The organism is Rhizobium sp. AP16, assembly GCF_000281735.1.
GTDB lineage: Bacteria > Pseudomonadota > Alphaproteobacteria > Rhizobiales > Rhizobiaceae > Rhizobium > Rhizobium rhizogenes.
Map to the genome: position 1 here is coordinate 329,958 of NZ_AJVM01000065.1, position 14,305 is coordinate 344,262.

At 61.2% G+C, this 14,305-nt stretch carries 12 protein-coding genes and 1 riboswitch; of the genes, 5 read left to right on the forward strand and 7 right to left on the reverse strand.

Annotated features, from left to right (window positions below):
- Positions 1–124 precede the first annotated feature (124 nt).
- Positions 125–529 carry a cobalamin biosynthesis protein gene (locus PMI03_RS19705; RefSeq protein WP_007696724.1) on the reverse strand — a complete coding sequence of 135 codons (405 nt, stop codon included), beginning with the start codon at positions 527–529 and terminating at the stop codon, positions 125–127.
- Between the two features lie 151 nt (positions 530–680).
- Between PMI03_RS19705 and PMI03_RS19710 the strand changes: the two genes are divergently transcribed.
- The 3 genes from PMI03_RS19710 (at position 681) to PMI03_RS19720 (ending at position 2,735) form a co-directional block, all read left to right on the forward strand.
- Entirely contained in the window at positions 681–1,466 is a 786-nt protein-coding gene (locus PMI03_RS19710; RefSeq protein ID WP_007696727.1) for a TSUP family transporter, read from the forward strand.
- Positions 1,467–1,569: 103 nt separating this feature from the next.
- Positions 1,570–1,935, forward strand: coding sequence for a nuclear transport factor 2 family protein (locus PMI03_RS19715; RefSeq protein ID WP_007696729.1), 366 nt, complete (start codon positions 1,570–1,572; stop codon positions 1,933–1,935).
- Positions 1,932–2,735 (forward strand): helix-turn-helix domain-containing protein, encoded by an 804-nt coding sequence (locus PMI03_RS19720; RefSeq protein WP_007696732.1) that lies wholly within the window; start codon positions 1,932–1,934, stop codon positions 2,733–2,735. The genes PMI03_RS19715 and PMI03_RS19720 overlap by 4 nt, the downstream gene beginning before the upstream one ends.
- An 18-nt stretch (positions 2,736–2,753) precedes the next feature.
- On the opposite strand, the gene cobO is transcribed toward PMI03_RS19720, so the two are convergent.
- Genes cobO through cobU form a run of 5 tightly spaced genes read right to left on the reverse strand, consistent with a single transcriptional unit; the run spans position 2,754 to position 9,347 of the window.
- Complete coding sequence (cobO, locus tag PMI03_RS19725; RefSeq protein ID WP_007696734.1) at positions 2,754–3,398, reverse strand: cob(I)yrinic acid a,c-diamide adenosyltransferase; 645 nt, start codon at positions 3,396–3,398, stop codon at positions 2,754–2,756.
- Entirely contained in the window at positions 3,395–3,994 is a 600-nt protein-coding gene (locus PMI03_RS19730; protein WP_007696737.1) for a dimethylsulfoniopropionate lyase, read from the reverse strand. Before PMI03_RS19730 ends, cobO begins: the two co-directional genes overlap by 4 nt.
- Positions 3,991–7,758 (reverse strand): cobaltochelatase subunit CobN, encoded by a 3,768-nt coding sequence (cobN, locus tag PMI03_RS19735; RefSeq protein ID WP_007696745.1) that lies wholly within the window; start codon positions 7,756–7,758, stop codon positions 3,991–3,993. The genes PMI03_RS19730 and cobN overlap by 4 nt, the downstream gene beginning before the upstream one ends.
- Positions 7,759–7,767: 9 nt before the next feature.
- A complete protein-coding gene (gene cobW, locus PMI03_RS19740; RefSeq protein ID WP_007696749.1) occupies positions 7,768–8,817 on the reverse strand; it encodes a cobalamin biosynthesis protein CobW in 1,050 nt (349 codons plus the stop codon).
- A 5-nt stretch (positions 8,818–8,822) separates the two neighbouring features.
- On the reverse strand, positions 8,823–9,347 hold the full coding sequence (gene cobU, locus PMI03_RS19745; RefSeq protein ID WP_007696754.1) for a bifunctional adenosylcobinamide kinase/adenosylcobinamide-phosphate guanylyltransferase: 525 nt from the start codon (positions 9,345–9,347) through the stop codon (positions 8,823–8,825).
- Between the two features lie 140 nt (positions 9,348–9,487).
- Positions 9,488–9,891: riboswitch (cobalamin riboswitch) on the reverse strand.
- Between the two features lie 178 nt (positions 9,892–10,069).
- Between cobU and PMI03_RS19755 the strand changes: the two genes are divergently transcribed.
- Positions 10,070–11,866: a chloride channel protein gene (locus PMI03_RS19755; RefSeq protein WP_007696758.1), complete on the forward strand. Its 1,797-nt coding sequence runs from the start codon at positions 10,070–10,072 to the stop codon at positions 11,864–11,866.
- Here the strand turns inward: PMI03_RS19755 and PMI03_RS19760 are convergent.
- On the reverse strand, positions 11,863–13,317 hold the full coding sequence (locus PMI03_RS19760; protein ID WP_007696761.1) for a cobyric acid synthase: 1,455 nt from the start codon (positions 13,315–13,317) through the stop codon (positions 11,863–11,865). The genes PMI03_RS19755 and PMI03_RS19760 overlap by 4 nt on opposite strands.
- Before the next feature lie 236 nt (positions 13,318–13,553).
- Here PMI03_RS19760 and PMI03_RS31360 point away from each other — a divergent pair, with 236 nt between their 5' ends.
- On the forward strand, positions 13,554–13,697 hold the full coding sequence (locus tag PMI03_RS31360) for a hypothetical protein (protein ID WP_007696763.1): 144 nt from the start codon (positions 13,554–13,556) through the stop codon (positions 13,695–13,697).
- Positions 13,698–14,305 lie beyond the last annotated feature (608 nt).

The window sequence follows — 14,305 nt, forward strand, 5'->3', positions numbered from 1 at the left end:
CACGCGAGAACCGCGATCGGCGAGATACCTCACCATACCCACAGCGGCCATTTCTGCAATATCGGAAGCGAGCTCACGCAAATTCGTCACAAATTGCGACGAAACGATGCCAAAAGACCGGTGTTCAGCCGATTTTCGCAATGGCGGCCGTGGCAAAGGCGGATTTGATTTTCGGAACGACAAGCTCAGCATCCGGTCCAGCCGCAGCCAATGCCGCAGCCTCGGCGACACCATGGCAACCGACATGGGCAAAAACGAGATCGGACGGATTCTTCAAACGCGGCGTCTCCCTCTCCAGCGCGGCAACGTTGAAACACCGAAGTGGGAGGCGGAAATGCGTGGCCACCTCCAGCATCGCCGGCTCGTTCATTCGCGTATCGATCGAGACCACCGCAAGGAGCTGATCGGCTCCTATCCCGGCCTCTTGCATGGCCCGTTCGGCAAGCAAACGCACATCATTCCAATCCGTGCCGCGCTCACAACCCAAGCCAAGGAGATAGCGGCGCGTAGAATTGGAATAGGTCGTCATAGTCACTCCTCGGCGGCGGTGGTTATGGTCAAACACATCTACCCAGCCATCCCTTGCCCGTCAATTTCGCGCAATGTGTCCCATCGGCAATTGCCTTGGCACAACAGGAATGCAAGAAGGCGCCTCGATTTCATGCCGCCGAGTTCCCGCCTTGCCAGACATTACCCTTCATCTGCTGCTTCTGCTCTTTGCCGCCGCATTCTTCGCCGGATTTGTCGATTCGATCGCCGGCGGCGGCGGGTTGGTTACTGTGCCCGCCATGCTGCTTGCCGGCATTCCGCCGCTGCAGACACTTGGCACCAACAAGGTGCAATCGATCTGCGGCGCAGCCTCCGCGACCATCGCCTATGCGCGCCAGGGCCATGTGCAGCTTCGCGAGCAATTGCCGATGGCATTGATGGCCGTGATCGGAGGCATGCTGGGCGCGGCACTGGCAACGATCATGCCCGGCAATGTCCTCCGCATCATCCTGCCCTTCCTGCTGATAGCGATCGCCCTCTATTTCGCCTTCAAGCCCAATCTCAACGATGTCGAAAAACACCGCCGCATGAGCGCCGGCCTCTTCGGCATCACCTTGGTGCCGCTGATCGGCTTCTACGACGGCGCCTTCGGTCCCGGCACAGGCTCGTTCCTGATGCTCGCCTTCGTCACGCTCGCCGGCTTCGGCCTGCTGAAGGCGACCGCACATACCAAGCTGCTGAATTTCGGCTCGAATCTCGGCGGCCTGATCGTCTTCATCTTCTCGGGCGCCATCCTCTGGAAGGTCGGTTTGGTGATGGGCTTAGGCCAGTTCCTCGGGGCGCAAGTCGGCTCGCGGCTCGCCATGCGTATCGGCGCGCGGCTGATCAAGCCGCTGCTGGTCATTGTCTGCATCGCCTTCGCCATCAAGCTGCTGGCCGATCCCGCCAACCCCGTCCGGGTCTGGCTGGGATTTTGATATCGGGCAGCTTTGATTACCTGAGGCGTAATTGATACTGTTTAAGGGCTCGCCGATGATCGCCCTGCCTGAACGGTTCAGGCGATCCAAAGGAGACAACCCGATGACCGATGCGAAAACCATTGCCGAACGCTATATCGCCGTCTGGAACGAAACCGATGCCGAGCGCCGACGCGCGCTCATCACCGAAGCATGGACGGAATCCTGCAGCTATATCGACCCGTTGATGCGCGGCGAGGGCCGCGAGCAGATCGATGCCCTGGTCGCCGCCGTGCAGGACCGCTTCCCCGATTTCCGCTTCAAACTCTCCGGTTCCGCCGATCGCCACGGCGACAATATCCGCTTCTCCTGGGATCTCGGCCCGGAAGGTAGCGAACCGCTGGTCAAAGGCACCGATTTCGCCATTCTCGATGGCGAACGGCTGAAAGCCGTTCATGGTTTCATCGACCAGATGCCGGCAGCCGCATGATGATGCCCGCCCGCTCTCTCGGCGATTACCTGCGCGAATGGCGGCAGCGCCGCCGTTTGAGCCAGCTCGAATTCGCCCTTGAAGCAGAGATATCGCAACGGCATCTCAGCTTCATCGAGAGCGGGCGCGCGCTTCCGAGCCGCGATATGCTGATGCATCTCGCAGAGCGGCTGGACGTGCCGCTTAGAGATCGCAATCCGATGTTGCTGGCCGCCGGCTTCGCGCCGGTCTTTCCGGAACGCTCGCTGGACGACCCGGCACTTGCCCCGGCACGCCGGGCTATCGACCTCGTTCTGAAGGGCCACGAACCCTTTCCGGCATTGGCGATCGACCGGCATTGGACGCTGATCGCCGCAAACGCCGCGGTCGCACCCCTGCTCTCCGACGTCGTCGACGCCACACTGCTCAAACCACCGGTGAACGTGTTGAGGCTGAGCCTGCATCCGCGCGGCCTCGCGCCTCACATCCTAAACCTCCCGGAATGGCGCGCCCATCTGCTCGAACGCCTGCGCCAGCAGATCACTGCCACCGGCGATCTCATCCTCACGGCATTGCTGAAAGAACTTGCAGCCTATCCCGCTCCGCCGGCACCAAGGCCAAATCCATACGACCGGGATTATGCCGGTATTGCCGTCCCTCTCGAACTCGTCACCAAAGCCGGGCGCCTCTCCTTGATCTCGACCACCACCGTCTTCGGCACCCCTGTCGACGTCACCCTGTCGGAACTGGCAATAGAATCCTTCTTTCCTGCGGATCAGCAGACGGCTGATCTGTTGAGGGCGACGATGTCAGTCGGCTGAAGCGCGTCACTCCTCCAATCAGAACTCGACGCCCGGCTGTCCCTTGATGCCGGAGCGGAAGGGATGTTTGATCAGCTCCATTTCAGTGACGAGATCGGCGATCTCGATCAGCTCTTCCTTGGCGTTGCGGCCGGTGAGCACAACATGCGTCATGTGCGGCTTTTCGCCCTTCAGGAATTCCACCACCTCGTTGATATCGAGATAATCATAGCGCAGCGCGATGTTGATCTCGTCGAGCAGCACCATCGAGTTGCGCTCGTCGCGGATCAGCTCCTTGGCCTTTTCCCAGGCCGCCGTCGCCGCAGCCACGTCGCGAGCGCGGTCCTGCGTTTCCCAGGTGAAGCCCTCACCCATCGTGTGGAACTGGCAGATGTCGGAGAAATGCGTCTCGATCAGATCCCGCTCGCCCGTCCACATCGCGCCCTTGATGAACTGCACCACCGCGCATGGCTTCTTGTGGGCGATATGGCGAAAGATCATGCCGAAGGCGGAGGATGATTTGCCCTTGCCCTTGCCGGTGTGGACGATGATCAGACCCTTCTCGTCGGTCTTCGTTGCCATGATCTTGTCGCGCGCGGCTTTCTTCTTGGCCATCTTGTCGGAATGGCGGGCGTCGTCGTTTTTCGGTGCGTCAGTGCCGGTTTCGGCTATGTCTTCACTCATTTTTCTCTCCCTGAAATGATGGATTTCTGCGCCAGCGGTCCGCCTCGCCAGAGGTAAAGCGCCACCAGCGGCATCTTCTCGGTCCGCATCGCATGGCGGATGTCCGAGGGATGATGAATGATCTCGCCGGACCAGCGCGGCAGGAAATGTTGGCCGTCCTTGCTCCACAGCGCCCCGTCGGTCAGCGGAATATAGATTTCCTCCGCTGTATGATGATGATCCGGATAATGGACGTCCGGCCCAAGCAGCAGAAAGCCGCCGGCCATATCATCGCCGACGAAGTGACCTCGCGTACCGAACAGCTCGACCCAGCCGTATCTCTGGAGGAAATCCGCACCGAAATCGGCAATGCTATAGGTCTGCCCCCAATGCAGAGCGCTTGCGGTGCTTGAGAGGGCGGAGAACAGATCACGCTCTGCGGCATCGGCCGGCGCGTGAAGGATATTCAGGTGGTCCAATACAGGTAGTCTATGGGCGGCAAGCAGCCGCTCATCCATCCGCCAACCGAAGCCGTCCATGAAACGCTGCAATAGGGGATCGCTCCGCGACGTCACGTAGTCATGAAAAGCCTGAAGAAGATCGCCGGCCGCACTCACGCCACGGCCTCCTTGCCTCGCACGGGGGCCTCCAGATCGAACCGGGCAGAATTGCTGCGCGGCGTCCAGAGCTGGCGGTCGATGGCTTCCAGCAGGCGCTCCTTCATTTCGCAAAGGGCGGCCGGATTCTTCTCGGCCATAAAGTCGCGCACTTTCTGATCGACCACGAAAGCCTGATAAACCGCCTCGAAATGATGATTGCGCACGGCGCCTGTCGTCGCCGCGAAGGCAAAGAGATAATCGACCGTCGCTGCGATCTCAAAGGCGCCCTTGTAACCATGGCGCATGACGCCATCGATCCATTTCGGATTGACGACACGGCCGCGCACGACACGGCCGATCTCCTCTTCCAAGGAGCGGATGACCGGCTTTTCCGGTCGGGAATGGTCGTTGTGGTAGATCGACGGGCGCGCGCCGGCGAGCTGCTCTGCCGCCGCCGCCATGCCGCCTTCGAACTGGTAGTAATCGTCACTATCGAGCAGGTCGTGTTCGCGATTGTCCTGGTTCTGAACCACCGCCTGGATCGAGCGCAGCCGCTCCTCGAACACGCCGCGCTCGGCCTTCCCGTCCTCGCCCGCCCCGTAGGCATAGCTGCCCCAGACGAGATAGGCCTCCGCCAAATCGGCGCGCCGCTCCCAGCCCTTCTCGTCGATCAGCGCTTGCAGCCCGGCGCCATAAGCACCCGGCTTGGAACCGAAGATGCGATAGCCGGCGCGCCGGCTGGCCGAATCCTGATCCAATCCCGCCGCCTCAAGCCGCGTGATCTCGCCGCGCATGCGCGCCGCAATCGGATTGTCCGCCGCATCCTCCTCCAGCGCGCCGACCGCACGGACGGCCTTGTCGAACAGTGCAATCTGCTCCGGGAAAGCATCGCGGAAGAAGCCGGAGATGCGCAGCGTAACATCGACGCGCGGGCGACGCAGCAGAGCGGGCGGGATGATCTCGTAGCCGGTCACGCGCCGCGAGGTCATGTCCCAGACCGGCTTGACGCCAATCAACGCCAACGCCTGGGCAATATCGTCGCCACCGGTACGCATATTCGACGTGCCCCAGGCCGTCAGCCCAAAGGAAACCGGCCATTCGCCATGATCCTGCACATAGCGGCGGATTAACAGCTCTGCCGACTTCCTGCCAAGCTCATAGGCCGCCGGCGTCGGCACCGCGCGGCTATCGACCGAATAGAAGTTCCGTCCTGTCGGCAACACATCCGGCCTGCCGCGCGTTGGCGCACCGGAAGGACCAGGTGGCACGAACCGACCATCCAGGCCCTTTATCAGGGCGGAGATTTCGGCATCTCCGCACGCAAGGATCGAGGGTTTCAGGCAGGTTTCGATTTCGGCGAGAACGGCGAGTGTGTGCGTCCAGTCCTCGGGGCATGCGATACCGCCAGCAACGAATTTCGCGGCCAGAAGTTCGATGCGCTCGACAGTATCGCCTTGCGTGCGCCACGGATCGTCGGAAACGCCGGAGAGAATATCGGGGCGCTGGCCAGTCCATTCGGTGGCCATATCACAATCTAAGGGATCGAACGGCGTATCCTGGCGCAACGCATCCCGCGCAATCGCCCGCTGCAAACTCTGATCGCCCCCTTCGCCCAATCCCCGCGGCACCCGCGCCAGAGCCACCGTCAAATCCGTAAGCAGCCTACCCACCGGCGAGACGCCGAAGATATGCAATCCATCCCGAATCTGCATTTCCTTGAGATCGCAGAGATAGGCGTCGAGCTTCTTTAGCGCCTCATCCTCGCCTTCTCCCTTGGAAATGCCTGCATCCTGATCGAGGCCGATATCGGCGACGAGGTCGAGGATCTGCTTGCGCAGCAGGCGAATACGGCGCGGATCGCCGCCGGAGGCCTCGTAGTATTCGTCCACCAGCGCTTCGAGATCCTTGAGCGGACCGTAGCTCTCGGCGCGAGTCAAGGGCGGCGTCAGGTGATCGATGATCACGGCGCTCGTGCGGCGCTTGGCCTGGGTGCCTTCGCCGGGATCATTGACGATGAAGGGATAGAGATGCGGCAACGGCCCGAGGATCGCCTCCGGATAGCAGACTTCCGACAGCGCCAGGGCCTTGCCCGGCAGCCATTCGAGATTGCCATGCTTGCCCATATGGATGATCGCATGCGCGCCAAAGGATTGGCGCAGGAACGCATAGAAAGCGAGATAGCCATGCGGCGGCACAAGATCCGGGGAATGATAGCTTTCCTTCGGATCGATATTATAGCCGCGCGCCGGCTGGATGCCGACCAGCACCTCGCCGAAGCGGGTGAAGGGCAGCGCGAAAACGCCGTCGCGAACATAGGGATCGCTCTCGGGATTGCCCCAACGAGCAACGATTTCATCCTGAATCTGTATCGGAAGAGACGCGAGGAAATATTTGTATTCGCTTAAAGAAAGTGTCTCGCGAATAACCTTGCCATCGTGACCGGAATTGGTCGGCCCGTCCATCAGATACCGGATCAGCGCATCGCCATCACCAGGCAGATCGGCGACCGGGTAACCCGCCGCCCTCATCGCCTTCAGCACCTCGATCGTACCCGCCGGCGTATCGAGCCCGACGCCGTTGCCAAGCCGTCCGTCCCGATTCGGATAATTGGCCATGACCAGCGCCACGCGCCGCTCCGATGGCGGCGTCCTGCGCAACCGCGCCCAATTGGCGGCAAGCCGCGCCGTATAACACATGCGGTCAACGGCCGGCTCACTGGCAACGATATTGGCCTCGACGCGCTCATCATAGCGCGCCGCCGCCTTGAACGAGACGGCGCGGGCAAGCACACGCCCATCCACCTCGGGCAGCGCGACATTCATGCCGAGATCGCGCGCCGAAAGCCCCTGTGACGAGGCATCCCAGGCCTCTCTCGATGAAGCGGAAAAGATCGCCTGCAGCACGACTGCATCGCTCGTCTCCAGCACGGTCGGCTGGCGATCGGCACCCGGCGCCGAAACCGCAAACCCGGTCGTGTTGATGACGACATCCGGCTTCAATTCGGTGAAAACGCTCTCTAGGATACCGATCGATACCGGATCTTTGAGACTATAGGCAAACACCGGCAGCGGCCGCATGCCCTCGGCGATAGCGGCTTCGATCAAGGCCTCCACAGGCTTGGTTTCACCGCTCTGGACGAGGGCGCGATAGAAGGAGATGGCAATAGTTGGGGGTTCGAGTCCCTCCGGGACCGCCAATTCGGAGATACTCTTCCACTCCTCAACCCCAATCACGCCCCTGCCCGGCCACCAGATCCCGGCCTTCATCAGCGGTGATGCCGTTGCCGGCTTCTCTGCCCCCGACAGCATCGCCTCGGCATAGCCAAGAAACGCCCGCGAATTCGCATCCCCGCCTTCGATCAGGTAGGACCACAGCGCATTGAGATCATCGAGCGCGATATTGGAAAACGGCATCAGCCCCGGATCGGACTTCGAATCCCCCGGCAGCACGGCGATCAGCGTACCGCTACGCGCAGCACAAGCATGCAGCGCCTCGAGCGCATAGTGGAAATAGCTGGCACCTCCAAGCGCCCGGACGATGATCAGCTTCGCATGCCTTGCTGTCCGCTCGACATAGGTATCGACCGACATCGGATGCTTGAGGCTCATCAGGCTGGCGAGCCGCAGCGAATAGCCAGCCTCTCCCTGCCCATGGGCGGCGGCGATTGCCGCAAGCTCGGTATCGGCCGCCGACAGGAACAGGATATCACCCGGCGACTGACCGAGATCGATCGCCTCCTCGCCGTCGCTGATCGTTCCCTTTTGCGCTAGGAGGAGATGCATGGCTCTGCCTTAGACCAAAGCCTCGATCGACTTGCGCACGATCCCTTCGTCCATCTCATGCAGCCCGATCACCACCAGCCGCGTGGCGCGCGCTTCGCCCGGCGTCCATGCGCGGTCGAAATAATGGTCGATGCGGCTGCCGACGGCCTGGATCTGCAGGCGCATCGGCTTGCCGGGCACATCGGCAAAACCCTTGAGACGCAGGACATCATGTTCGGAAATCACGCCCTTCAGCTTTTCGATGAACGAAGTGGGATCGGCGATCGGGCCGAGCTCGACGACGAAGCTGTCGAATTCGTCGTGATCGTGCGGTGCGCCGTCCTCGTGTTCCAGCTCATGATGCGATTTGCGGTTGGCGATATCGGCTTCCGTGCCGATGCCGAGGCCGAGCAGGATGGCGGCCGGGACGTCACCATTCTTCGCCTCGATGATCGTCGGCTTGCGCACGGTGCGCGACGCGACTTCGGCGCGGACGCGGCCAAGGCCGGCGACGTCGATCAGGTCGGTCTTGTTGAGAACGATCAGGTCGGCGCAGGTGAGCTGATCCTCGAACAGTTCCTCGATCGGGCTTTCGTGATCGAGCGAATCGTCCTCGACGCGACGGGCTTCGACGGCGTCGTGATCATCGGCGAAACGGCCGGCGGCGACGGCGGCGCTATCGACCACGGTGATGACGCCGTCGACGGTGACCTGGGTGCGGATATCCGGCCAGTTGAAGGCCGCGACCAGCGGCTGCGGCAGCGCCAGGCCGGATGTCTCGATGACGATATGATCGGGGCGCACGTCGCGCTCCAGAAGCTTGGTCATGGTCGGAATGAAGTCATCGGCGACAGTGCAGCAGATGCAGCCGTTGGTCAGCTCGATGATATCGTCCTCGGTGCAGTTCTCCGCGCCGCAGCCCTTCAGCACGTCGCCATCGACGCCGAGATCGCCGAATTCATTAATGATCAGGGCGATCTTCTTGCCGCCGGCGTTCTGCAACAGATTGCGGATCATCGTCGTCTTGCCGGCGCCAAGGAAGCCGGTGATGACGGTGGCGGGAATCTTTTCCTGGTTCATGCGGATTAACCCTTCATTTTCAGCGGCAGTCCCGCCGCGATAAAATAGACTTCGGCGCTTGCCGCCGCGATCATCTGGTGCAGCCGGCCGGCATGATCGCGAAACTCGCGCGCCATGCGGTTTTCCGGCACGATGCCGAGCCCGACCTCGTTGGAAACGAGAACGAGCCGCGACTTGGCCTTCGGCAGAAATTCGGTGAGAGCGGAAAACTCCGCCGCGATATTACGCTCGGCCATCATCAGGTTGGTGACCCAGAGCGTCAGGCAATCAACGAGAACGGCACGATCATCGCCGTCGATCGCCGCCAGCCGTGCCGTGAGGTCGAGTGGCTCTTCATGCGTCGTCCAGAGGTCGCCGCGATCATTGCGATGCTGTGCAATGCGATCGCGCATCTCTTCATCCCAGGCCTGCCCGGTCGCCACATAATGACGGTCAAGACCGGTATCGGAGATCAGGGATTCGGCGAATCGGGATTTGCCGGAGCGCGCGCCGCCGAAAACGAAGACAGCGCGGGATGGGGGGGATGACATTAGCTATTACCGCCCCCGCACGATCGGGCAGATCGGCACAAAGCAGCTAGGCCCGAAAAGCCGGCGCTTACGCGCGAAAAATTCGTTTGGCGCCATGACAACCTCCGTGCTGGCAACGAGACATGCGTCCCAAAATAGGCTTTGCGCCCGGTACGCATGGCAGGTCTCCTGGCTCGCGGGTAAGGTGCAGCAAGCGGAGGCGAACCGAAACCGGTCGCCCCCGCTCATGCACCAGCGGATCTTCCTCGCCTTCCCGGCAGATCATCATGAAAAAGCGGACGATTCGTAGATATTAGAGGCGTCCAGCCCTGGTTGATCATGATGCCACGCCAGTGGCTTTTTCCGGCTCTGAAGCTGTTTCCACTCGCCCGCACCATTGCGAACTGTCAGCGAAATGCCCCACAACCGAATGGAAAACCCTGACCGCTCTACAGTCGCGGGGTCGGCTGTGATGAGAACGCCCGGATTGGGTCCGTCCCTTCACATTCCCTTTTCATCCCATGCGACAGATCGCCGCTCGGGAACCATTCGTTATGCTGCAATGATTAGGCTTTCGGCCCTGGCAAGTCAATCAAGGCTGCCTATGCGACATCGGCTGTTCCAACAGCGAAAATAGCTCGGGAACCACTGATCGCGCAGTCTTTTTGCCGTAATTGTTTGATGTTAGGAGTTTATGGAAGCCAGGTATATAAACCTGAGCACGAAACTATCGTCAGTTCCCCATGTTGCAGAAATTTCAACCACGCCGTCTTGGTGTTCTCTCCGCCTTTTTCAGCGCTAGCCGGCTGAGAGCGCTTTTTCGTCGTGGCGAGCTAGGGCTCGTCATTGCCGGCGCTTTCGTCGGCGTCACCTCCGGCTGCGCCGTCACGGCGATGAGTCTCATTTCGCGCGAGCTGCACAGCCTCGTCTACGGCATCCCCGATGACGACCGGCTGAGCTCGGCCGCCATGCAGATTACCGACAAGTCGCTGCTGCTGATCGCCCCGATCGCCGGCGGCATCCTGCTCGGTTTGATGATCCTCATTATGTCACGCACCCGCAAAAAGCCGATGATCGACCCGATCGAGGCCAATGCGCTCCACGGCGGCCGCCTGTCGCTCACCGACAGCATCCTCGTCGCCGTGCAGAACCTGATCTCCAACGGTTTCGGCGCCTCTGTCGGGCTGGAGGCCGGCTATACCCAGCTCGCTGCCGGTATCGCCTCGAAATTCGGCTACAAGATGCAGTTCCGACGCGCCGATCTTCGGATGCTGGTCGGCTGCGGTGCGGCCGGCGCCATTGCCGCCGCCTTCAATGCACCGCTCACCGGCGCCTTCTATGCCTTCGAGCTGATCATCGGCACCTATTCCATCCTGACGCTGACCCCGGTCGTCGTCTCGGCGCTGATCTCGACCTTCATCGCCCGTATGCTTGCCGGCGATGATTTCGCCATCGATGTCGGCCGGTTCGGTGCCGTAGTCCCCGCCGACTATATCCCGGCCATCCTGCTCGGCGGCTTCTGCGCCGGCGTCGGCATCCTGATCATGCAGGGCGTTGCCTTCGTCGAGGAACTTGCGCGCAAGAGTTCGATTGCGCCCCCCTTTCGCCCGGCGCTCGGCGGTTTGGTCGTCGGCCTTCTGGCGCTGATCTCACCGCAGGTTCTCTCCGCCGGCCATGGCGCACTGCATCTGAACCTCGGCAGCGAAGTCACCCTATGGGGACTGGCGAGCCTCCTCCTGCTGAAGTCGCTTGCCTCCGCGGTTTCGATCGGCTCCGGCTTCAGGGGCGGCCTGTTCTTCGCCTCGCTGTTCATGGGCGCGCTGCTCGGCAAGATCTTCGCCTATTGCGCTCCCTATTTCGATCACACCACGCTGACGCCGGTCATCTACGCCGTCGTCGGTATGAGTTCGCTTGCGGTCGCCATCATCGGCGGGCCGCTAACCATGACTTTCCTGGCGCTGGAAATCACCGGCGATTTCCCGATTACGGCACTGGTGCTGGCGGCCGTCATCACCTCGTCGCTGGTGGTACGCACCACCTTCGGCTACTCCTTCGCCACATGGCGCTTCCATCTGCGCGGCGAAAGCATCCGCAGCGCCCATGACGTCGGCTGGATACGCAATTTGACGGTCGCGCGGATGATGCGCCCGGATGTACACACGGCAAAAGTCGACATGAGTATCGAGGAGTTTCGGCACGATTTTCCGATCGGCTCGGCCCAGCGCGTCATTCTGCTCGACAGGGAAGAGAAATATGCCGGCATGGTGCTGGTGCCGGACATCTATGCGAGCCCGGTCGAAAAAGACGACGAACAACACGGCCTTGCCGACTTCATCCGCCACCGCAACGACTTCCTACAGCCGCAGATGAACGCCAAGCAGGCCGCTGCTTTGTTCGACCAGACGGCAAGTGAAGCCTTGGTGGTGGTCAATGACCTCATCGAGCGCCGGGTCATCGGTCTGCTCACCGAGAGCTATACGTTGCGCCGCTACAGCGAAGAACTCGACCGCCGCCGCCGCGAGGTCTCCGGCGAGCTTTAACCCGCGAGGCTATCCAGCCAGGCCGGATCAAGCACCGCTTCCAGCTCCATCGCAATCTCGTCCAGCGCCGTCTCGACGCTGGCGCGGTAATCCATCCGCTCGCCGCTCAGACCGAAGCTTGCCAACAGCTTTGCCCGATAGGCATCGCTGCTGAAAAGCCCGTGCAGATAGGTGCCCATGATCAGGCCGTCGCCGGAGCGCGCGCCATCCGGCCGGCCGTCGATCACGGTCGAAGGCCGGTCGCAATCCTTGCCGCGCGTCACGCCGAGATGGATTTCATAGCCGAAGAGCGGCGCATCATATTCCGTGGAGAGAGCCGTGCTGTTGCGCACGGTCTTTTCTGGCGCCATCTCGGTCTCGACATCGAGCAGCCCAAGCCCCGGCGTCTCCGCGACCGATCCCTCGATGCCGAGCGGATCATGGACCATGCTGCCAAGCATCTGGTAGCCGCCGCAAATGCCGATGACGCGGCCGCCGCGCCGAACATGGGCGGTGATATCCCGATCCCATCCCTGCGCCCGCAGATCCATAAGATCGCCGATGGTCGATTTCGAGCCCGGCAGGATCACCAGCCCCGCATCCGCAGGCAGCCGCTCGCCGGCGCGAACGAAGACCAGATCGACATCCGGCTCGGCGCGCAACGGATCGAAATCGTCGAAATTGGCAATGCGCGGCAGAACGGGAACGGCAATCTTCAGCGCGCCGTCGGAACCCCGTGCCAGCCGCTCCAGCACCACCGAGTCCTCCGGCGGCAGCCGGCCTGCCGCCTTCAGCCAGGGCACGATGCCGTGGCAGGGCCAGCCGGTGAAGCTGCCGATGGCTTCGATCCCCGCGCCGAATAGCGAGACGTCTCCGCGAAACTTGTTGATGATATAGCCGCGGATCATCCGCCGGTCTTCCTCCGGCAGGATATGGTAGGTGCCGACCAGGGAGGCAATGACGCCGCCGCGATCGATATCGCCGACCAGCACCACCGGCACGTTGGCGCGGGTGGCAAAGCCCATATTGGCAATATCGCCCTGCCTGAGATTGATTTCGGCGGGCGAACCGGCACCCTCGACGATCACCAGATCGGTTCCGGCACGCATGGTCGCAAAGCTTTCCAGCACGGCGCCGAGCAGTTGCGGCTTCAGCGCCTGGTAATCCCTGCCCTTGGCATGTCCCCAGACCTTGCCCTGCACAATGATCTGGCTACCGGTCTCCGACTGCGGTTTCAGAAGCACAGGGTTCATATGCACCGAGGACGGCACGCGCGCGGCCAGCGATTGCAGCCATTGCGCCCGGCCGATCTCGCCACCATCCTCGGCGACGGCCGCATTGTTGGACATGTTCTGCGGCTTGAACGGACGCACGCGAACGCCCCTATTGGCGAAGAGACGGCAGAGCCCGGCAACCAATACCGTTTTTCCGACATCGGAACCGGTCCCCTGCAGCATGATCGCCTTCGTCATCCGTCATCGCTCCGATCGGTCTTTGTTACTGGAATACCAGGATTTTGCCTTGATTTTGCCGCCATCAGCAAGGGCTGGGAACCTGCTGTCCAGGGAAAGAATGCACCACGTTATCATTTACTCTATTTGCGACATCGGATGACGATTTCATCCATTGCTCGCCCTGTGGAACAGGATTATCTCCACCACCAAATCATACAACAAAAGCCGGCCGATCCGGCCCGGAGGATACCCCGATGCTCTTCATCTTCAACAACAAGAATTCCATCCAGATCGCCTGGAATTCCAAGCTGCCGGCACCCCGCCCCGACACCCGGTTGCAGCAGCTCGACACTCGCTCCGGCCCCGTCGGTTTCATCCGCACCTACAGCGTCGGCTGATCGACCGTCAAGCCACAGCCCGCCGTACAATAAGCCGCCATGCGACCGCATCGGCGGCTTTCCTTATGTTCCCACCATTCATTCAGCGAGCAAAGCTGGCGTCTGCTTATGCGCCGTGACGCATGCATGCTACATCGATTCTGACGGCAACAGTGAGACCAGGGCCTGAAACGCGAAAACCGCGCGATCCGGGGATCGACGCGGTTTGCCAAAAAACGCCGGCTCGCTTGCATATTACACTGCAAGGCTCGCTATCTCCGGGACGCACTACCTGATCCGGAGATGGGGCGGTGTCCCCCGCCACATCTCGATTGATAGCCGGACATCGTTACCGGAGGGTTATTAAGTGCTTAAATAAGGATGAATCCGAAAGATTTTCCGAAAATTTTCGGATTTTTCTCAAGACGTCAAAAACGCCGCGAATGGAATATAAAAAGTCTCTGTCGGACGCGATATTCTAGAGACAATTCATCCCTGCCGGATCCGAGCACTCACCCCCGGCTCCCAATGCCCATTTTACCGCCATGAATAGCGGAAAAGAGGCTAATTCAAACGCTTATATAGGCTTCCCGATAAGTCGCCGTAAGTTGGATTGACCAACAGCAGGT